16 protein-coding genes are annotated in these 21391 nt (G+C 43.5%); 7 read left to right on the top strand and 9 right to left on the bottom strand.

The features are described 5' to 3' along the window. Positions 1–104: 104 nt before the first annotated feature. Both ACTXGK_RS22310 and ACTXGK_RS22305 read right to left on the bottom strand, forming a co-directional pair. Complete coding sequence (locus ACTXGK_RS22310) at positions 105–4949, bottom strand: NAD-glutamate dehydrogenase (RefSeq protein ID WP_443516414.1); 4845 nt, start codon at positions 4947–4949, stop codon at positions 105–107. 143 nt (positions 4950–5092) lie between these two features. Further along, positions 5093–5272 carry a hypothetical protein gene (locus tag ACTXGK_RS22305; protein WP_201601035.1) on the bottom strand — a complete coding sequence of 60 codons (180 nt, stop codon included), beginning with the start codon at positions 5270–5272 and terminating at the stop codon, positions 5093–5095. A gap of 133 nt (positions 5273–5405) precedes the next feature. On the opposite strand from ACTXGK_RS22305, the gene purD reads away from it, so the two are divergent. Then, positions 5406–6716 (top strand): phosphoribosylamine--glycine ligase, encoded by a 1311-nt coding sequence (gene purD / locus ACTXGK_RS22300; RefSeq protein WP_443516437.1) that lies wholly within the window; start codon positions 5406–5408, stop codon positions 6714–6716. A 391-nt stretch (positions 6717–7107) separates the two neighbouring features. Beyond that, positions 7108–8502: an ABC1 kinase family protein gene (locus ACTXGK_RS22295; RefSeq protein ID WP_443516416.1), complete on the top strand. Its 1395-nt coding sequence runs from the start codon at positions 7108–7110 to the stop codon at positions 8500–8502. Between the two features lie 145 nt (positions 8503–8647). On the opposite strand, the gene ACTXGK_RS22290 is transcribed toward ACTXGK_RS22295, so the two are convergent. Beyond that, on the bottom strand, positions 8648–9304 hold the full coding sequence (locus tag ACTXGK_RS22290) for a class I SAM-dependent methyltransferase (RefSeq protein WP_443516418.1): 657 nt from the start codon (positions 9302–9304) through the stop codon (positions 8648–8650). A gap of 182 nt (positions 9305–9486) precedes the next feature. Between ACTXGK_RS22290 and ACTXGK_RS22285 the strand changes: the two genes are divergently transcribed. Then, entirely contained in the window at positions 9487–9678 is a 192-nt protein-coding gene (locus tag ACTXGK_RS22285; protein ID WP_443516420.1) for a DNA gyrase inhibitor YacG, read from the top strand. A gap of 41 nt (positions 9679–9719) precedes the next feature. Beyond that, positions 9720–10901: an aspartate aminotransferase family protein gene (locus ACTXGK_RS22280; RefSeq protein WP_443516422.1), complete on the top strand. Its 1182-nt coding sequence runs from the start codon at positions 9720–9722 to the stop codon at positions 10899–10901. Between the two features lie 108 nt (positions 10902–11009). Here ACTXGK_RS22280 and ACTXGK_RS22275 read toward each other — a convergent pair whose 3' ends face one another. The 6 genes from ACTXGK_RS22275 to ACTXGK_RS22250 all read right to left on the bottom strand — a co-directional run bounded on the left by ACTXGK_RS22275 (position 11010) and on the right by ACTXGK_RS22250 (position 19134). Next, positions 11010–11909: a LysR family transcriptional regulator gene (locus ACTXGK_RS22275; RefSeq protein WP_238038263.1), complete on the bottom strand. Its 900-nt coding sequence runs from the start codon at positions 11907–11909 to the stop codon at positions 11010–11012. 234 nt (positions 11910–12143) lie between these two features. Beyond that, a complete protein-coding gene (dnaX, locus tag ACTXGK_RS22270; protein WP_522909973.1) occupies positions 12144–14471 on the bottom strand; it encodes a DNA polymerase III subunit gamma/tau in 2328 nt (775 codons plus the stop codon). A 151-nt stretch (positions 14472–14622) separates the two neighbouring features. Then, on the bottom strand, positions 14623–16155 hold the full coding sequence (lysS, locus tag ACTXGK_RS22265) for a lysine--tRNA ligase (RefSeq protein WP_443517726.1): 1533 nt from the start codon (positions 16153–16155) through the stop codon (positions 14623–14625). Between the two features lie 51 nt (positions 16156–16206). Next, complete coding sequence (locus ACTXGK_RS22260; protein ID WP_443517727.1) at positions 16207–16596, bottom strand: hypothetical protein; 390 nt, start codon at positions 16594–16596, stop codon at positions 16207–16209. A 48-nt stretch (positions 16597–16644) separates the two neighbouring features. Further along, positions 16645–17733 carry a peptide chain release factor 1 gene (gene prfA / locus ACTXGK_RS22255; protein ID WP_201603140.1) on the bottom strand — a complete coding sequence of 363 codons (1089 nt, stop codon included), beginning with the start codon at positions 17731–17733 and terminating at the stop codon, positions 16645–16647. 255 nt (positions 17734–17988) lie between these two features. Next, positions 17989–19134, bottom strand: coding sequence for a beta-ketoacyl-ACP synthase III (locus tag ACTXGK_RS22250; protein ID WP_238038258.1), 1146 nt, complete (start codon positions 19132–19134; stop codon positions 17989–17991). Between the two features lie 278 nt (positions 19135–19412). On the opposite strand from ACTXGK_RS22250, the gene pnuC reads away from it, so the two are divergent. The 3 genes from pnuC to ACTXGK_RS22235 all read left to right on the top strand — a co-directional run bounded on the left by pnuC (position 19413) and on the right by ACTXGK_RS22235 (position 21264). Further along, positions 19413–20117, top strand: coding sequence for a nicotinamide riboside transporter PnuC (gene pnuC, locus ACTXGK_RS22245; protein ID WP_443517728.1), 705 nt, complete (start codon positions 19413–19415; stop codon positions 20115–20117). Continuing rightward, a complete protein-coding gene (locus ACTXGK_RS22240) occupies positions 20068–20676 on the top strand; it encodes an ATP/GTP-binding protein (protein ID WP_443517729.1) in 609 nt (202 codons plus the stop codon). Before pnuC ends, ACTXGK_RS22240 begins: the two co-directional genes overlap by 50 nt. Before the next feature lie 63 nt (positions 20677–20739). Next, positions 20740–21264, top strand: coding sequence for a TIGR00645 family protein (locus ACTXGK_RS22235; RefSeq protein WP_371532099.1), 525 nt, complete (start codon positions 20740–20742; stop codon positions 21262–21264). The last annotated feature ends 127 nt before the right edge of the window (positions 21265–21391 follow it).

Raw genomic sequence — 21391 nt, 5'->3', positions numbered from 1 at the left:
CTACTTTCGATTAAACGAATTTGCTTAGACAATAAAAACCACCGAACATTAAGAACGGTGGTTTTTTTGAACATACAGATAGTTATTTCTTACTGAGTAACTTATTATTTAGTGACTAAACCACTCAGCTCACTCATCAATACTGACAACGTTGAAAGACCAATTTGACCTTCTTCATCGTTGCTATGCAGCTCATCTAACTTATTCATCTCTGTCGTGACTGCTGCAAGCTGATCGACGTGTCTTGCTCTCCATTCACTAAATGCTTGCTTTGCATCTGGTTTAGACAATACCGCATCCATTAGTAGGCGCAAGCTGCGTGACAACTCGTTCACTAACGCATGGCGTGCACGGCGATCCCAGTAATCTTGCTGCGGTAAGTTGGCAATATTGTCCATCATCCAATCTAACTGCAACACTTGATAAGCTTCAAAGTACAGGGTTGCAATCTCATCAACAGGACGCTCATATTGCTCAGCCAGCAATGCAGCATCAAGCGCATCGACATGGTATGGTAGCATTGCAAATAAGGTAGCATCGTTGTCAGACAGATCTTTTTGCATCAAACGTTCGGTATCTTCTTGCAAATATTGAGCAAACTGCTGCTCAATAAAGCCACTTGGCTTAGTTAGTTTTTCAACACTTTCACTAAAGCGGCTAATCATATCAGCAACTTGCAAGTTTTGACCGAAGGCGTTGATGAACCAGACCACACCGCGCTCAAGCGCATCACGTAAACGTAGCTCAAGATTCAGCAGTAGTGTTGCTTCAACCTGATTATCTAGTGCTTCCAATGCTTGCCAAGCGCGAGATACGTTGAATACATCACGGCTAATCGCATAACCACGCACGATAGTCGCTAGTGATTGATCGGTTTCCTCAAAGAGACGGAATAGCGCTTCAATACCTAAGCGGTTGACCACACTGTTAGTCAAGTAAGTACTGATGATTTCACGATGCAAGCGGTGCTCAGTCATCTCATCAAAGAAGCGTGACGCAAGCTCATCTGGGAAGTATTTACGTAGCTCATTAATAAAGTACGGATCGTCTGGTAAATCAGATGATAACAGATTGTCATAGACCCACATTTTACCGTAAGCCAAGACGACTGCGAGCTCAGGGTTGGTCAGACCGGTATCTGCTTTTTGACGCTTTGTAATCTCTTCGTCTGATGGTAGATACTCAATCGCACGATCCAGACGCCCTTCACTCTCTAACATTTGGATGAAGCGCTGATGATCGCTTAGATTGGCTGCGGCGCGAATATGACTCAGCTCAATCGCTTGTGGTTGCAAGTAGTTCTGACGTAGTACCAATTCTGCTACGGTGTCAGTCATACTCTCAAGCAATTCATTACGTTGCTTCAGCGTCATGTCGCCTTGCTCGACCACTTTACCAAGTAAGATTTTGATATTGACTTCATGATCCGAGCAGTTTACACCGCCTGAGTTATCGATGGCATCTGTATATATGCGTCCGCCCGTTTGAGCGTACTCGATACGACCTTGCTGGGTTAGACCTAAGTTACCACCTTCACCAACGACGGCTGCACGTAGCTCATTACCATCGATACGTAGCGAATCATTTGCACGATCGCCAACATCGGCATGCGTCTCGTTCGCACTTTTGACATAAGTACCGATACCACCATTCCAGATGAGATCGACAGGTGCACGTAGCAATGCGCTAATCAAATCATTGGGCGCAAGGCTGTCTTCACTGATATCAAAGAGCGATTTCATCTCAGGACTGATAGCGATGGTTTTGTCTTGGCGTGAGAATATCCCACCACCTTGACTGATCAATGACGCTTCATAATCTGCCCATGACGAGCGTGGTAGCTCAAACAAGCGTGCGCGCTCAGCGTACGAGGCCGCCGTATCTGGATTAGGATCAATAAAGATATGCAGATGGTTAAAGGCAGCTACTAGCTTAGTATGCGTTGAGAGCAGCATACCGTTACCAAACACATCCCCACTCATGTCACCAATACCAACAACAGTGAAGTCGTCACGGTTTTGGATATCCATACCACGCATACGGAAGTGACGTTTGACCGACTCCCAGCCACCGCGTGCTGTGATACCCATTGCTTTATGGTCATACCCTACTGAGCCACCTGAAGCAAAGGCATCATCCAGCCAGAAGTTGTACTCTGCTGCTAGCGCGTTGGCTATGTCAGAGAAAGTCGCTGTACCTTTGTCCGCTGCGACAACCAAGTACGGGTCATCTTCATCATGGCGTACTGTATTGGCTGGCGGGACGATGTTACCATCGACAATGTTGTCTGTGACATCAAGCATACCGCGTAAGAACGTTTGATAGCAGGCAATGCCTTCTGCTTGGAACGCTTCACGACCATCAGCCATGCTTTTGGTTTTGACAATAAAGCCGCCTTTAGAGCCAACAGGAACGATTACTGCGTTTTTGACCATCTGTGCTTTGACAAGGCCAAGTACTTCGGTACGGAAATCTTCCATACGATCTGACCAGCGCAGACCACCACGGGCGACTTTACCACCACGTAAATGCACCGCTTCAACGCGCGGTGAATAGACAAATATCTCAAACATTGGCTTTGGTTTAGGCAAGTTTGGAATGTCTGCTGCCAAGAACTTAAACGACAAACGATCTTTGCGCTGACCATCGCTATCTACTTGATAGAAGTTAGTACGTACCATCGCATTGATCAAATCTAAGTACCAGCGCAAGATACGATCTTCGTCTAGGCTATCGACATCTGCTAACGCAGCAGTAATTTGCTCTTGAATTTTCGTTGTTTTTTCTTGGCGCGTTTCATCACTATATTCAGGGTTCATGCGCGCATCAAACAAGCTGCCCAATGCCACACTGATATCACTGTTTTTAACGACAGTTTGCTGAATATAAGCACTCGAGAATGGCGCACGAGCTTGTAGCATATAACGAGACAATGCACGTAATACGACGACATCGTAAGTGTCAAGCTTGGTCGTTAGTACCAATTCATTGAACGAATCGCTCTCAACACGGCCTGCCCAGATTTGCTTGAGGCTGTCTTCGAACTGGCCACGCACGACTTGCATATTGACCGTATCGACATGCTCTAGCGTCAACTCATACTCTTGCATCCAGATAGGCTGCTCTGGCAAATCAAACTCATAAGTTTGTGCTGAGATAACCGATACACCAAAGTTTTCAAGTATTGGTAGCACTTTTGATAGGATAACAGGCTGCTCGCGACCGTATAGCTTTAGGTGAAGTTGGTTACGTGCGTCGCCTGTCGACTGGTATAAATGCCAAAGCATTGGGTTTTCTGCAGTCAGTCCAGCCAGACGCTTCGTATCTTCTACTGCAGTACGAGCATCAAAACGCTCTTGATACGCAGCAGGAATATAGTCTAAAAAGCGACGGTTTAAGGCGTTGGCTTGTTGCTCACCCACATTATCAAGCAGCATTTTTTGATAATTGTCATCCCATGACTGCATAAGTGCTGACAATTTGGCTTCAAGTGTCGCGATATTAACATCATTCACCTGACCTGGCACTGTGCGCACATGGACATGAACGCGGGCGTGAGCAGATTCGTTGAATTCAGTGGTAAAACCTGAAGACATACCGTTGTAAGCATCTTTTAGAACGTTTTGTACTTTGATGCGTAGCTCAGTGTTGAACTTATCACGTGGAATATAAACTAAGCACGACACAAAACGTTGGTAATGGTCGATACGGCTAAATAAGCGTAAGCTCTTTTTGTCTTGTAATTGGCTAATACCTGAGACAATTGGGTACAGCTCTTCGACGCTGGCTTGGAACAGATCATCACGTGGTAAAGTATTAATCACATGCATCAATTTATGATGAGCATGACCATCACGTGGCAATTCTGCCATAGCCATAATCTTGTTGGCCTTTTCGCGTAGTAGCGGTATTTGCTGTACGGTAAGCTGATATGCTTGTGATGTCAGCAAGCCGATAAAGCGATACTCACCAATCAATTTACCATTATCATCGAACTTATGGATACCCAAAAAGTCCATATATACCGAGCGATGTATCGGAGACACACGGCTTGATTTAGACAGCATCAAAACGCGTGGCTCAGTCAATAATTGTTTTAGCCCTTTAGGCAGTTGATTGAAGCTTTCTGACAGCTTGTCTTCTTCTGAACCGCGCAATAGACCAAGACCGCTATTACCAATGGCAAATAAATCCAAATTAGTAGGTTCGGTGACTTCGATTTCGTGACCGCCTTCTAAGCGGTACTCGCGATAACCTAAGAAGATAAAGTGATCGTCTAATATCCAATCTAAAAATGCTTGGATTTCTTGTTGTGAGTAGAACACTTCTGGCAGTGGTTTGTTAGACAGCTCAGCCTTAATGTCATTTAACTGCGCACGCATTTGTTTCCAGTCACCAACGACGGTATCAAGCGTGTCAATTTTAGACATGAGCATTTGCTGCAATGCTTCCAAGTTTTCATTATCTTGATAAGCAATTTCACAATGAATCAACGACATATGAGAAGTGGCACTTTCATGTGCGCCTTCAACATAAGTAATCTGGCCATCTTCATCGCGTTTAACACTCACGATGATATTGTAAGTACGATGCACATCGATACCTTCAGCTTCAAGGCTCATCAAGATCGTATCGACTAAAAATGGTCTATCATATGCCACGATCTGAATGACCGTGTGTGAGCTATGAAAGTGCTGCTCTTCTGCTAAGGGATTCAATACTGCCAGTTGTGGTTTGCTGCAATCGTAGGCTTTGAGCAATGTAAAGTGATGTAGCGCCATGCCCGCCAAGTCAGCATTACTAATCGCCTCTGCAGTTTCTTGATGCAGCGGCTCATAGTAGCTATGGATAAAATGATCAAATAGCGATTTGTCTTTTTGTACATAACTGGTAGCAATATCGCTTATCTGGCTAATGCGCTCTTTTGCGATACTGAGGGAGTTTGGCATTGTCCTTCGTCCTTTTTATAGGTTTGGTTTATCTATTTATGTTTATCAATCTGTATTAATTACCGTCATTGCATATGGGGCTTATAACTTGTGATGCAATGGCAATATATCCAGTCACGCGACTTATTCTTTTATTATGACGTCTAAAGATTTTCTCCTTTTTTTACTCTTATTTTTATGAATATGTAGCCATCAGGATTTAATACCATCAATATAGTGAAGTTTAACGCACCTGCGGCGCGAGCTAAAGCGTACAACATCATTTCATGAATCAGCGACATGTCGATAACCTTTGCTAATGAGACAATGATGTTTAATGCCATAATATTCAAGATTAGGTGCTGGCAAGTGGATACTCATAGTAATTAATACTGTTTTTTTGTTAGAATATGCCGATATATCTACGAGCGTACGAATAGCTCATTATTAACTTTAATGCTAAGGGCAAGAGGTATGATGAATATTTTGGTGATTGGTTCAGGTGGTCGTGAACACGCGCTGGCATGGCAGTGTGCAAAAGACGACAATGTCAAAAATGTCTATATCGCTCCTGGTAATGCTGGCACGGCCCTTGAACCTAAATGCCAAAACGTTGTCTTAACGTCTACTGATGCCAGCGAGCACAGTGCTGTTATCGAATTTTGTCAAAGCAATGATATTGATATGGTCATCGTTGGGCCAGAAGCACCTTTAGTGACTGGTATCGTTGATGCGTGCCGTGATGCTGGTATCAAAGCATGGGGGCCAACTGCATACTGTGCTCAATTAGAAGGTTCGAAAACCTTTGCCAAAGAGTTCATGGAACAAAACAATATTCCAACGGCGGCTTATCAAGGATTTACAGACGCTGCTGCTGCCAAAGCTTATGTTGATGAGCAAGGCGCGCCTATTGTTATCAAAGCTGACGGGCTTGCTGCTGGCAAAGGTGTCATCGTTGCCGAGACTATCGAGCAAGCGCATGAAGCGATTGACGATATGCTAGCAGACAACAAATTCGGTGATGCTGGTAGTCGTGTGGTTATTGAGCAGTTCTTGCAAGGCGAAGAAGCCAGCTTCATTTGCATGATTGATGGTGACAATATCTTGCCAATGGCGACCAGCCAAGATCACAAACGTGCTTTTGAAGGGGATACGGGTCCCAACACTGGCGGCATGGGTGCTTATTCACCTGCGCCAGTCGTGACCAAAGACGTTCATGACAAAGTCATAGAGCAAGTCATTCAGCCAGTGGTTGATGCAATGAAAGAGGCAGGTCATCCTTATACTGGATTTTTATATGCTGGTCTTATGATTGATCAAGCAGGCGACCCTTATGTTATCGAATTCAACTGCCGCTTTGGTGATCCAGAGACGCAGCCTATCTTGATGCGCCTGCAGTCATCAATGGTAGACTTGGTCGCACAAGGATTAGCTGGTCAATTGCCTAGCGAAGCCAAATGGGACAACCGCCCTGCCCTAGGTATCGTAATCGCATCGAAAGGCTATCCTGAAACATCATCGAAAGGCGATGTGATTGCTGGCTTGCCAGAGCTGGACACTACGAACGATAATGCGGTGAAAGTATTTCATGCTGGTACGGCATTCTCGAATGACAATGAGAACGAAGTTGTGACTAACGGTGGTCGTGTATTGTGCGTGACTGCTTTAGCAAATAATATTTCTGAAGCTCAGCAAGCAGCACTAGCAGTTACTGCTGCGATTAGCTTTGATGGTGCGCAGTATCGTCGTGATATCGGACATCATGCCATTGCTCGTGAAAATGCTTAATGAATTAACGCTTGTCAGATAATGTGAATGTTTCACTCCATATGTCTGATTAAGCAAATACGACTGATACGCTATACATTATTTGACCTAGCATCATGTATGCTAGGTCTTATTTTTTGATATTCATTTTTAGGTCTATTTTTGATGAAATGCTCATAAAAAATGAGATGGCGGCTTAACGACAGACCAGACATGAGCACAATTCTCAACATTAAATCGGCAAAATATCACGCAATTATTTTGACTTACAAAGTAACTATCAACAGCCTGTGTGCGCTCATAAAACCCATGCACTTTATATGATACAATTTTATACCCGTGCATCACATCTCCCTTGTATTGTAGGTCTCGAACCCGCAAATCAATACCAACTGGATGAATGATTATATTTATGGCAAATGATACGTCTAAACCTTCTAACAATAAGCAATCAATCGATAGTTTAAAAACCTCAGGGTTTGATCGCCGCATGTCGATTGCTAAAACCTCCTTAAATATTGGTCGTCGTTGGGCGGGTAATAGTGTGTCTGGCATGTTTTTGAATAAAGAAGCACGGACGGCACGTAACCAAGCATTTATGGAAGCTCAAGCGAGTTATCTGGCATCAGAGCTTGGTAAATTGAAAGGTTCAGTTGTCAAAATTGGTCAAATGCTAGCCATCTATGGTGAACATATATTGCCACCAGAGATTACGCGTGCCTTGCAAACGCTCAATGATGATACGGCGACGTTGACTTGGCCGACAATTGAGCAAACATTGCGCCAGCTATTGGGTGAAAAACTGAATGAGCTTGATATTGACCCTGTCCCTATCGGAACGGCTTCTCTTGCCCAAGTCCATCGGGCGACAGTATTAGCAACTGGTGAACAAGTCGTATTGAAGATTCAGTATCCGGGGGTGGCCGATGCCATCAACTCTGATCTCGCCCTGTTTAAGCGACTACTAAAGGTAAGTAATATCGTTCCTCAAACGCGCGCGCTTGATGCTTGGTTTGAGGAAATACGTGACCTACTCCACCATGAAGTCGATTATGAAGCGGAAGCGGCAACAACAGAGCGTTTCTACGATCGTTTAAGTAATGATCCACGTTATATCGTGCCTAGAATTAACCGTAATTATTCAAAAAAACGTCTGCTATGTATGTCATATGAGCCAGGTATCACTGTCGTGTCTGAAGCACTACAGCTGTTGCCTCAGGAGCGCCGCAGTGCGATTGGTCAAGCTGCCATCGAAATTATGATGCAAGAGATTTTTGTCTGGGGTGAAATGCAGACAGACCCTAATTTTGGTAACTATTTAGTTCGAGTTAGTGAAAGCACAGACAATATTGATAAACTTGTTTTGCTAGATTTTGGTGCTATTCGCCAATTTGACAGTAATTTGCTTACAATTGCCCGTGGACTATTGAGGGCAGGATATCATCACAACCATCAGGCGATGACTCTAGCCATGACGGGTTATGATTTCTTCGATAGTATGAGTGATAGAGTACGCTCTGATATTGCCTCATTGTTCCTATTGGCTACCGAGCCATTCAGTAATCCTGAAAAAAACGATGACATCCCCACGGATTGTTTGGATGAGCAGAATCGCTATATTTGGGCCAATAGTAAACTGCATTCACGCTTATCTACTAAAGCTACTCGTGCGATGCAATCTTTTGAATTTAATCTTCCTCCAAAAGAGTTCATGTTTATTAGCCGCAAATTTATTGGCGCATATACCTTCTTGACAGTGCTTGATGCACATACTAACCCTAACACTTTGGTAAAACCTTATTTATAGTTTTCAATAGTGCGAATTTTTGGCCGTCCTTTAGTGACGGCTTTCTTTGACTCAGATTTTTTTACTTAGGCTATTTTATATTCAAACTTTATATTATGTTGTAACGATATACTTTTAGTTGCTTAGGCTATTTTTTCGTCTATTATTAAGCTTGCCAATTATCAAACCTTGTTTTATACCATGCCGGCTTACGGATGCTTAACTCCCAGCATACCTCTTGCCTCGCTAGATACTTCACTTCAAAATGCGTACGCTGGCTTTCGACAGGCACTCGGTAGCGAGTATTTGGCAGGCACCAGAGCTTAGCTGCTTGATGCTCTGCGTTATCCATATAGGATTCAATATTGGTAACCAGTATTATCTCTCCCCCTACTTGCAAGCGAGATAACAAAAACTCAAAAAAGGGCATATTTAGCCATTGCTGATTGGGATTATGCTGTTCAGGGTTGGGATAAAGAATAAATATTTTAGCCACACTATTGGGTTTTAGCGCATGCACAGTCCAAGCAATCGCATCTGCATGGATCGCATCTAGGTTCGGTAGGTCTTGTAGTGTAGCCAGCTTTGAGAAAGCATCAAACTTATTGCGTGTGCGCTCAATGGCGATCAAATGCTTATCAGGATTTTGCACGGCAAAGCTAAGTGCGTGCTTGCCCTTCCCTGCTCCAATCTCCAAGATTAATGGCTTTTCGTCTTTATTATCACTGATGATTTTTGGAATAATAAAGTCGCGCGGTGCGGAGAGTCTTTGTGGTTGAAAGGCACGCGCTTGCTGATGCGTGAACTCGATATTGTCTGTCATCTACTATCCTTAAAGCATTTGTCTTTTGTCATTATTCTGCCCCATGCTATTATATAGCCAATCTAATTGAATAGTAATATAACGATAACTAGTACTCCTCAATTCATCACAATTTATATGATAATAAATAACTATCGTGCGCAAATGATACTAATAACATCAAGGATACTCCCACCTCTATTATGACTGACTCTAATACCAACACTGCACCCAAAACCTACCCTTGCCCGCGTTGTGGCACTCAAACTGTTTGGCAAGACAACAAATATAAGCCGTTTTGTAGTAGTCGCTGTAAGCTGATCGACTTAGGTGCTTGGGCAAATGAAGACTACACGTTACCTGCAGAAACCACACCTTTCTCTGACGAGCTATAACCTACCCCTTTACTCAATTTATTATACCAAGGATGTTTTACATGTCTGCTACTTACCTAATGCCCACTTATAATCGTCAACCTATCAGCTTTACCCGCGGTGCAGGCAGTTGGCTCTATACAAAAGACGATACGCCATACTTAGATGCCTTAACTGGTATCGCGGTATGTGGACTAGGACATTGCCATCCACAAGTGACCGACGCTATTCAACAGCAAGCAGCGACCTTGGTTCATACCAGCAACCTGTTCGGTATTGACTGGCAAGAGCGTGCAGGAGAGATACTATGTACGGCAGCCCAGATGGATAGTGTGTTTTTTGCCAATAGTGGCGCTGAAGCAAATGAAGCCGCATTAAAACTTGCACGCCTGTATGCGTCGCAACAAGGCTTTGCACGCCCAAAAGTCATCGTGATGGAGCAGTCATTCCACGGCCGTACATTGCTATCACTATCGGCCACTGCTAACCCAAAAGCCCGAGAAGGGTTTTATACGCTAGATGACGATTTTATCCGTGTGCCATTTGGTGACATCGCAGCAGTAAAGCAAGCGGCGTTAGACCATGAGGACATTTGCGCCATTTTTGTAGAGCCGATCCAAGGTGAAGGTGGTCTCAACACTGCTGCCAATGGCTTTACTTATCTCGAAGAGCTACAAGCAGAGTGTGATGCTCATAACTGGCTGTTTATGCTTGATGAAGTACAGACAGGTAATGGTCGTACTGGTAAATATTTTGCTTATCAGCATAGCAATGCGCGCCCTGATGTATTGACGACCGCAAAAGGCTTAGGTAACGGTTTCCCAGTCGGTGCTTGTATGGTACGAGGCCGTGCTAATGGTTTGTTTGGTGCAGGGAGCCATGGCTCTACTTACGGTGGTACGCCATTAGCCAGTCGCGTGGTACATAGCGTGTACGATGTACTCGCAAATAGCGACATCATGGAGAATGCGGTGACTGAAGGATTATTTATCCGAGAAAGTCTCGTCAATGCACTAGGACAGTACGCTGTAAGTAGCCGCGGTGCTGGAATGATGATTGGTATTGCGCTACCTGAAGACATGGATTGTAGCCAATTGGTAGATCGTGCCCGTGATGAGCAAAAACTCATCATTAATGTGACAGGTGGCCATGTGGTACGTTTGCTACCGCCACTCAATATGAGCCGTGATGAAAGCACACAAGTCGCTGAACGCTTGATCAACTTATTAAAGCCAACATTCTAAAGCTTGCTTGAATATGTAGCATGTAACAAAAAAGCCTATGGATAACGATATCCATAGGCTTTTTACTAACCGATTATTGAAACAACTAACATTTAGTCTGAACAGTACTTAGTTTGCATGAAAATATTTCTTCAGTACTTCTAGGCAACGAGTGATTTTAGCTGGTTGTTGGTCGCGGTTTAAGGTAACGGCATATAGTACAAAGCTTGGCAATTGGTAACCAGTCAATACCTCTACCAACTCTCCACTCTCAAGCTCTTTTTTGATGTCCATTTCCATCATTCTAACCAGACCATGACCTTCTTTAGCTAAGGTTGTCGCCATAAAGACATTGTTGGTATAGATACGTGAGTTCATTTTTACACGCGTTTTTTTGTTGGTCTCTGTCTGAATCATATCAATCTGATTGGCATCTTTCATGATTTCAATACAGATTAATTGATGGTCAGCTAATTCTTTAGGCGTGTTCAGCTTAGGGTGTTGACGCAAGTACTGAGGTGAGGCAACAAGTAACTGGCGCACATCTGTGAGCGGATGGCTGCTTAGGCTTGCATCATTAATCGATGGACTCATGCGAATCGCGATATCGATACGCTCGTCAATCATATCGATATAATGATTGTCAGCGAGATAAGTAACACTCAGATCATCATGCGCAGCCATCCATGTAGAAAGCGCTGGCAATATATGATTTACGCCAAGCTCAGGCGTCGTCGACACTCGTAGACTACCTGCTAGCTCATCACGCAATTGATTAACTTTGATTCGGCCTTGCTCAGCCGCGCTGACTACATCTTTTGCAGACTCATAAAAGCTTTCACCAGCTTCTGTCAAGCTTAGCTTACGAGTTGAACGATGTAAGAGCACGACGCCAAGCTCATTCTCTAATGAACGAATTTGCTGACTGACTGCACTCGTTGTAATACCAAGCTCACGAGCTGAGCCACTAAAAGAACCATGTCCGACCACACTGGCGAACACAGCCATACCGCGTAAATTATCCAACATATTCTCACCTAAACTTCATTTCAGTTTTTAATATAACTTAACCCATTATAACGAATTTTAATTTATATTATCGTTACTTAATATTTTTCTCTTACTTGAGAAAGCCCATTTGACCCGCAATAAAAACAAAAATATCAAGGCGATAGTGTAATATCACCTTGATATTTTATATAAAACCACGTTTAAAACCTATCTATATTTTTAAGTAATTTTAACAACAGCTTTTTTTAAAAATTAATATAGTTGTACTTTACCCATTTTTCCTTCACCGCGTTCAGTCAAGTATTGCATTACTGGAGTGTGTAGCAATTTCGTCTCAGCAACTGTTTTTGCTTGCTCCAAACGTTTTTGTTGACGACGCTCTGGTGTTTTATCATCACTTTGCATAATACTGTTGTCAATTTTCAAATCAATTTCTGCATTCGTAAACTGCTGCTGCAGCTTAGCAGCTAACTGCTGAAAAGTGACTTGCAAATGCTTACTATCAACACTGGTCAAAAACGTGGCTTTGCCATTGCATTGACCTATCATAGTGCCTTGACGAGCAAGTGCCAGCTCGTCCTGTGCCAGTACGTTGTCTTCACGAGCAGTTTGTAACCAGTAATCCCATTTTTCTGAATTCCACTGACCCGTCAGCTCTTGAGGCGTACAGCGCAGTAAGGTGCGTGGGTCTTCATCAAATGGTGATATTGATTGAGAATCATTTGCACTAGGCTCAACAATTGGCTCAGGCTCAACAATTGGCTCAGGCTCAACAATTGGCTCAGGCTCAACAATTGGCTCAGGCTCAACAATTGGCTCAGGCTCAACAATTGGCTCAGGCTCAACAATTGGCTCAGGCTCAACAATTGGCTCAGGCTCAACAATTGGCTCAGGCTCAACAATTGGCTCAGGCTCAACAATTGGCTCAGGCTCAACAATTGGCTCAGGCTCAACAATTGGCTCAGGCTCAACAATTGGCTCAGGCTCAACAATTGGCTCAGGCTCAACAATTGGCTCAGGCTCAACAATTGGCTCAGGCTCAACAATTGGCTCAGGCTCAACAATTGGCTCAGGCTCAACAATTGGCTCAGGCTCAACAATTGGCTCAGGCTCAACAATTGGCTCAGGCTCAACAATTGGCTCAGGCTCAACAATTGGCTCAGGCTCAACAATTGGCTCAGGCTCAACAATTGGCTCAGGCTCAGCAATTGGCTCAGGCTCAGCAATTGGCTCAGGGCTAGTAGCTGAGTGTGCTACACTATCATTTTGTCTGATAGAGTCATCTATGCTGAAGCTGTCATCATAAATGGGGCTTTGTAATTTATCATGACTTTGCGCTTGATAGTCAATATCATAAGGCTGTAATGGCTCTGACGCTTCATGCGTAATAGCACTTGAAGGCGACATCGAAGTAGTCGGCTCTATAGTTTCCGCTTCTGTAGAAGGAATCTCACTATCATAAATGTTACTCAACACTTCATCGACTGGCAATGGGCGAAATGCCAGTAATCGCAAAATGCACATCTCAAGCGCTTGCATAGGCGTACTAGCAAGCTTGACACCCTCACGTGCCTGCACAACAATCTCATAGTACAGTTGCAGCACATCAGGACTGATATGCTGGGCAAGCGTATAAATATCTTTTGCCTGCGCCTCGTTTACATTAAGAGCAACCTCAGGCAACAGCTGGGTCAATGCCAATTGATGGAGTAGCTCAGCAAGTCCATCAAACATGCTCGTTGCATCAACCATTTGCGCACGCATTTGCTCAATATGAGCTGCGACGGCAGACTTGTCGTGATTATAAATATCTGTAATCAAACGTACTAAGTCAGCGGCGTCGATAAGACCAAGCATCGCATTGACGGTCGCATCATCAAGCGCACCTTGGCCAAAAGCAATGGCCTGATCTGTCAAGGATAACGCATCGCGCACAGAGCCTTTGGCTGCACTTGCCAGTTGCCAAATGGCAGGCTGAGTATACCCAACCTGTTCTTGGGTTAGAATATTTGCTAAATGCTCGCTAAGTAACGTTTGTGGTAGTGGACGCAGTACGAACTGCAAGCAGCGCGAAATAATTGTGATTGGTAGTTTTTGTGGATCAGTAGTCGCTAGCAAAAACTTTACATGCTCAGGCGGCTCTTCTAACGTTTTGAGAAGCGCATTAAAGCTGTGGGTCGACAGCATGTGTACTTCATCAATCAAATAAACTTTATAACGGCCTTGGCTTGGCGCATAAGGAACGTTGTCTAACAACTCGCGCGTGTCTTCAACCTTGGTACGAGAGGCGGCATCAATCTCGATAAGATCAATAAAACGCCCTTGATCAATCGCAACACAATTATCACAAACCCCGCACGGCGTGCTAGTAATACCCGTATCACAGTTCAAGCATTTAGATAAAATACGCGCAATCGTCGTTTTACCCACACCGCGGGTACCAGTAAACAGATACGCATGATGCAGACGGTTATAATCAATCGCATTAATCAGCGCTTGCGAGACATGTGTCTGCCCAATCAACTCGTGAAAGTTTTTGGGCCGGTATTTGCGAGCTAAAACTTGATATTGCTGCGACATAGCTATCCATTGTGCCAAGTGGTTAATATTCTTATTTTTAATACGGTTTTTCAGTATTTATTATAGCAAAAAGCCAGCGCATTCGTCTGGCTTCTTGCTGATTTGATTATGACTCAGCCGCACTTAATAAGCGACTTTGTTTAACGACTCATTAATCATTTTTGCGGCGCATGTGCGGGAATAAAATCACATCACGGATACTGGCTGAGTCAGTAAATAGCATCACTAGACGATCAATACCAATACCTTCGCCTGCTGTTGGCGGCAGCCCGTAAGACAATGCTTCGATATATTCTTCATCAAAGTGCATCGCTTCATCATCGCCTGCGTCTTTTTCAGCGACTTGACCACGGAAACGCTCCGCCTGATCCGCTGGATCGTTAAGCTCGCTAAAACCATTCGCCAACTCACGACCACCAATGAACAATTCAAAACGATCGGTGATCTCAGGGTTGTCATCACTACGGCGTGCAAGTGGTGATGTCTCAGCTGGATACTCAGTGATGAACGTTGGTTGGCGCAGTTGATGCTCAGCCGTTTCTTCAAAGATGATGGTTTTGAGCTTACCCACACCAAACACATCTTTCACTTGCTGCTTGAGCGTGTTAGCGACATAATCAGCCAAATACTCACGATCATCAATGCGGCTCATATCAAAGCCTTCAGCATATTGTGCAATCGCATCAGACATGGATAGACGAGCAAACGGTGCTTTTAGACTGATGGCTTCTTCTTGATAGGTAATCTCTGTCGTGCCCAATACATCGGTTGCCAGCTGGTTAAACATGCGCTCAGTCAAATCCATCAAATCATGATAATCAGCATAGGCTTGATAAAACTCAATCATGGTGAATTCAGGGTTGTGGCGGGTTGAGACACCTTCGTTACGGAAACTACGGTTAATCTCAAATACGCGCTCAAACCCACCAACGACCAAACGCTTCAAATAAAGCTCAGGCGCAATGCGTAGGTATAATGGCATGTCTAAAGCATTATGATGCGTCTCAAATGGACGTGCTACCGCGCCACCTGGAATCGGATGCATCATTGGCGTTTCAACTTCCATAAAACGCTCATTCAACATAAACTGACGAATGCCGCTGACGATCTGACTGCGAACCATAAAAGTATCACGAGTCGTCTCATTGGTCATCAAATCAAGGTGGCGATTGCGATAGCGCGCTTCTACATCTGCCAAACCATGGAATTTGTTTGGCATCGGACGTAGCGATTTAGTTAATAAGGTAATCTCTTCAATATGCACATATAAGTCGCCTTTGCCCGAGCGACCGATATAGCCTGATACCCCAACGATGTCACCCAAATCTAGGGATTTGATATTTGCACGCGTCTCGTCATCAAGTTCTTTACGCGCCACATATAACTGGATACGGCCCGTCATGTCTTGAATTACGATGAATGAGCCACGGTTGAGCATGACACGACCTGCCACATTTACCTGTGTTTTTTCACCATTCGCGGCTTTTTCTTCGATTTCTTGTTTTGACACACCATCAAAAGCCGTTTGCAAATCTTGCGCATAATCCGTACGTTTAAAGGTATTCGGATACGGCTGTTTGCCTGATGCGCTGATATCGTCTAGCTTGGCTTGCAGCTGTGCGATTAGCTCATTGGTATCTTGTACTGGAGTTTGGTCTTGATTTTGATTGTTGGCTTTTGACATAACACTCTCAAATGTTGATAAGTTAGTTTTTATATTTAAAAATTTATAAGATTAATCTACGCACAAAAATCCTTTAGCAACGCCGCCCTCAATAGTTTGACGGCAACCAAAAGGGTTATCATTGGCGGCACAAGTTCCTGTTACGTTTGCCGTGCCAGCTTCAATAGCAGTATCCGAATTGGTACATTTGCCTTGGCACTCAGAGCTGTCGCTACAAGATTTTCCTGCATCTGAAAACTGTTGTACACAGCGATAGGCTTGTAGTCGACCTTCTTTGGTGTACTCACCGCCTTTTGCAAGGCATTCTTTTGCCAGCATCTCTACGATTTTGGATGCAGAATTGGCATTATTTTGTTCTTCTGTCATTGCTGGTGTCTGACAGGCAGATATAAATAATAAGGAAAACAAACCCATAAAAAATAAAGCTAAGCGATTATTCATTATATTTCTCACCTGTAAGATATGGATTTACTGACCATTAAAAAGCAATTAGTCACCGCCGATGCTAGCCATCAAGTCAGCCTGATGCTCACGTAACAGTGCATCAAGAATCTCATCCAAGTCACCTTCCATAATGGAATCAAGCTTATATAGCGTTAAGTTGATACGGTGATCGGTCATACGGCCTTGTGGAAAATTGTAAGTACGGATACGCTCTGAGCGGTCACCACTACCGACCAAGTCACGGCGTATAGAGTCCGCTACATCGACCTGCGCTTGCACTTTGGCTTGCTGGATTTTAGAAACCAGCATTTTCATCGCATGTGCACGATTTTTGTGCTGACTACGCTCTTGCTGACACTCTACCACAGTACCCGTCGGAATATGCGTCAAACGTACGGCTGAGTCAGTGGTGTTAACGTGCTGACCACCCGCGCCGCTTGAGCGAAAAGTATCCATTTTAATATCGGCAGGATTGATATCAACGGTATCATCAATCTCAACTTCTGGCATGACTGCAACCGTACAAGCTGATGTGTGAACACGACCTTGGCTCTCGGTTTCAGGGACACGCTGTACACGGTGAGCGCCCGATTCAAACTTTAGACGTCCATATACACTATTACCCGATACGCGAGTGATGATTTCTTTATAACCGCCATGTTCCCCTTCATTTGCAGAGAGCACTTCTAGTGTCCAGCCTTGGCTCTGCGCGTATTTTTGATACATGCGGAACAAGTCACCAGAGAAAATCGCTGCTTCATCGCCGCCCGTCCCGGCACGAATCTCCAAGAATGCTGGCACCTTATCGTTAGGATCTTTTGGTAGCATCATGACATTAAGCGCTTCTTCCATCTCTACGATAGTATCACGCGCCGTCTCAATCTCGTCTTGCATCATCTCTTTCATGTCAGGATCTGTCGCATCAGCTAGCATCGCCTCAGCATCGGCCTGATCCGTTTCTGCGCCCAAATAGTTCTGCCATAAGGTCGTGATATCCATCAAGTCGCTGTGCTCGACAGACAATTCGCGAAATTTATTATTATCACTGATGACACTAGGATCTGATAACAAGGCGGTGACCTCTTCATAACGGTCTACCATCTGGTCTAAACGCAGGCGTAAGGATTCTTTCATAAAAGGACTTTTAATTGGATAAGAGGAATAAGCCCGTGATTATAGCAAATTTTTTGGGGTAAATTAAAACCTCTAAGCATTCTTCTCGATATTCGCAGTAATCTTGTTACTATACTCTCAAATATCTCTACTTATTCTTAGATAAAGATACTTGGTTCTGATATCAAGATTAGTAGACAAAAAAATAGCTAAGAAGACTCTTAGCTATTTTTATCTATAATATTTTTATCTATATAAAGGTGTCGTATTGAGACGTTAGACTTTACGAACCAATACTGAGCCAATAGAGTAACCAGCACCAAATGAGCAAATAACACCCAAATCACCTGATGCTAGCTCATCTTTATAGCGATGAAATACAATCATAGGGCTTGCTGAGCTGGTATTGGCAAATTCAGCAATGACGCTTGGGACAATCGCTTTATCTGCTTCTTTACCAATGACAGTGCGTAGAATCAAATCTAGCATATTGGCATTGGCTTGGTGTAGCCACATCATCTTAACATCAGAGGTCGGTATATCATTTTCTTGTAGGTGTTCAGTGATAACCTCAGACACCTTTGGACAAACTTCACGGAATACTTTGCGACCATTTTGCAAAAACAGTTTATCAGTGACCGGCGCTTTGATATCTGGATACATCTCCGTTTGCGCGGCTAGATACTCTGAGCGATCCATAAAGCCATATTCGTTTTTGATATTGGTCGAAAACTGGGTAAATAGCTTAGCGTTTAGAATCTCATAACCTTTTGGTGTGTCTAATTCTTCAACAATAGAAGCTGTCGCCACATCACCAAAAATAAAGTGGCTGTCACGGTTGCGCCAGTTTAGATGCGCTGAGGTGATCTCAACATTAACCACAGCGATACGCTTAGCCAGACCAGAAACGATAGAGCCATGCGCTTGCGATAAACCAAACGTTGCGGCACTACAAGCAACGTTCATATCGTAAGCGAAGCCGCCAACCATCCCAATCTCATTCTGAATTTCGATGGCAACCGCAGGATACGTACGCTGGAAGTTTGAGCAAGCAAGGATGATACCATCTAGATCGTTGGCTTCAAGTCCAGCATCAGCCAATGCGTCTTTTAACGCAGCTGCGCCCATTTCTGCCATCACAGACAGCTCTTCGCCTAAGTTACGATAGGCAATGACTGGTGCCATGATTTCAGGGTCTAAAATACCGTCTTTTTCCATCACATAACGTGATTTGATACCAGATACTTTTTCGATAAAAGCGGCCGAAGAAGGCTGAAGTGCTGTAACAGTCTCTGCTGCTATCTCATCAGCATGCTTTGCATTATAATTTTCAACATACTGGTTAAATGATTCTACTAACTCTTCGTTACTGATGCTGTAAGGTGGGATATACAGGCCTGTGCCCGTGATACAAGTCGTCATGATACGCTTCCTTGTCTACTACTGTGGTGCTTGGAATAAGCATAAAAGTGGAAAATAATAGCCATTCAGTTTCAGTGAATAACTGTAAACTTAAAATCAGTGCCTTTATTATGCCTGAATATTAATTTTTTTCTAATGCTTTGTTACAAATAATCTGTTTCTGGCGATAAATAAGCAAAGACTCACGTCATTCTTTGATAGCTACGTTATAATTAGCGCCATTTTGCTCTGTGTAACCAACCAATCGCATCGATACACGCTCATCTTTAGGAATACTAATGGCAGAACTTCTTAACTGGTTATTTGGTCAATATGCAGACTACTCCACGACATTTATCGTCCTAGAGTTGATTGCCGTGGTCTTTGGAGTGGCAAGTGTCTTGCTTGCCAGCAGAACCAACATCTTAGTCTTTCCAATTGGCTTAGTCAGTACAGCGATATTTGTGTATTTACTATGGAAGTGGCAGCTGTTTGGCGATATGTTAATCAATGCTTACTATACGGTGATGAGTTTATACGGTTGGATTAACTGGTCAAAAAACAAAAAGAATCAGCCTATAGAGACTCATGAGTCAAATAACGTCCGTATTGAGCACTTACATACAGGCGATATACCTATCTTGTCTGCTTTGGCAATAGCAACCATGTCTTTTGTGGCGCTGATATATTATTTCCGTCCAGTGATTAATAATGGCTTTAGTTTTGATGGTGCCGTTCTTGGTGTGCATCTATTCACTTGGGTGGACTATACCGATATGCTCACTACAGCTTTGTTTCTAATGGCAATGTGGCTTATGGCAAGGCGCAAAATTGAGCATTGGATACTATGGATCATTGCTGATGCGATATCGGTACCACTATACTTTTATAAAGGCTTTACTTTTACCGCGCTACAATATGTAGTCTTCACTCTCATCGCAATCTGGGCATACTATGAATGGCAACGACGCTACCGTACACAACCTCGAGCAGCATACGCCTGAATCTGTCATTACTGTCGCGGTTTTGGGCGCAGAAAGTACGGGGAAAACAACCCTATGCCGTGATTTGGCAGCGCATTTCGATAGTCTGTGGGTGTCAGAATATATGCGTACTTACTTGCAAGCGAAGTGGGATGAGGAGCAGCTGACTTGTACATGGGATGACCTGCTACCTATCGCACAAGGTCAGATAGCGTCAGAGAACAAACTGGCCAAACAAGTCACCCGAATGTCTAATAAAAACCGCTATTTGTTTTGTGATACCAGTCTGTTTGAGCTGATGGTCTACTCTCATTGGTATTACGGCGACTGCCCTGCCGCTCTTGAGCAAGCAGCATTGGCGCATCATTATGACTTGATACTATTAACTGAGGTTGATATACCATGGGTGGCTGATGACCTACGAGACAGTCCGCACCAACGTGATGAGATAAGCGCCTATTTTGCCAGTCAATTAAGCAAGCATCAAAAACCTTTTCAGCGCATTAGTGGCGATAGAAAAGAACGTGTCCAGCAAGTAGTAGCGCAGCTCGCTAATATGGACAACATATCGCCTGACTAGAGCTAAACTTATTAATATTTATATTTTTAAAACTTTTTTGTATTTGAAACTGAAGAGATACCCATGCTAAAGAAGTTTGAGCTTTACTTAGAAAAAACCATATTTAATAGCCGCTGGATACTGGCGCCTTTCTATCTTGGGTTAGTGTTAGGTATTATTTTATTATTTATTAAGTTTGTCCAAAAGCTGTGGTATATGTTTGCTGATATTCTCATAGCTTCTGAAGCCAGCGTGATCGTAGACATACTGGTATTGGTTGATATCTCGCTGGTTGCCAGCTTATTGCTCATCATTATATTCAGTGGTTACGAGATTTTTGTCTCAAAAATCGACACTGGCACTCATGATGATCGTCCCAGCTGGATGGGAAAAGTGGATTTCTCAGGCTTAAAATTAAAAGTCATCGGAGCGATCGTTGCTATCTCGGCGATTGATCTTCTGAAATCCTTTATGGATATATCTAGCGGAATGAGTGAGCTTGATGCTGACAAGCTCATGTGGAAAGTTGTTATTCACATGACCTTTGTATTGTCTGGCTTGTTATTCGCTATTATGGATAAAGTCGTTGGCGATACCAAAAAGCATTAATACTCAAAAAACATTGATTCAAAAACATTGATTCAAAAATCCTGATACCTACCCTTTCACACTCTTTTCATCGTTCCTGCACATTTTCTCGTTATACCCTCCCTATGATGTTCTTTAAAGCCACAGT

Origin of the sequence: Psychrobacter sp. T6-5 (genome assembly GCF_052258485.2) — a bacterium.
Classification (GTDB): domain Bacteria; phylum Pseudomonadota; class Gammaproteobacteria; order Pseudomonadales; family Moraxellaceae; genus Psychrobacter.
Note: the sequence above shows the minus strand (reverse complement) of the source record. Positions and strands in the feature narration are given on the sequence as shown.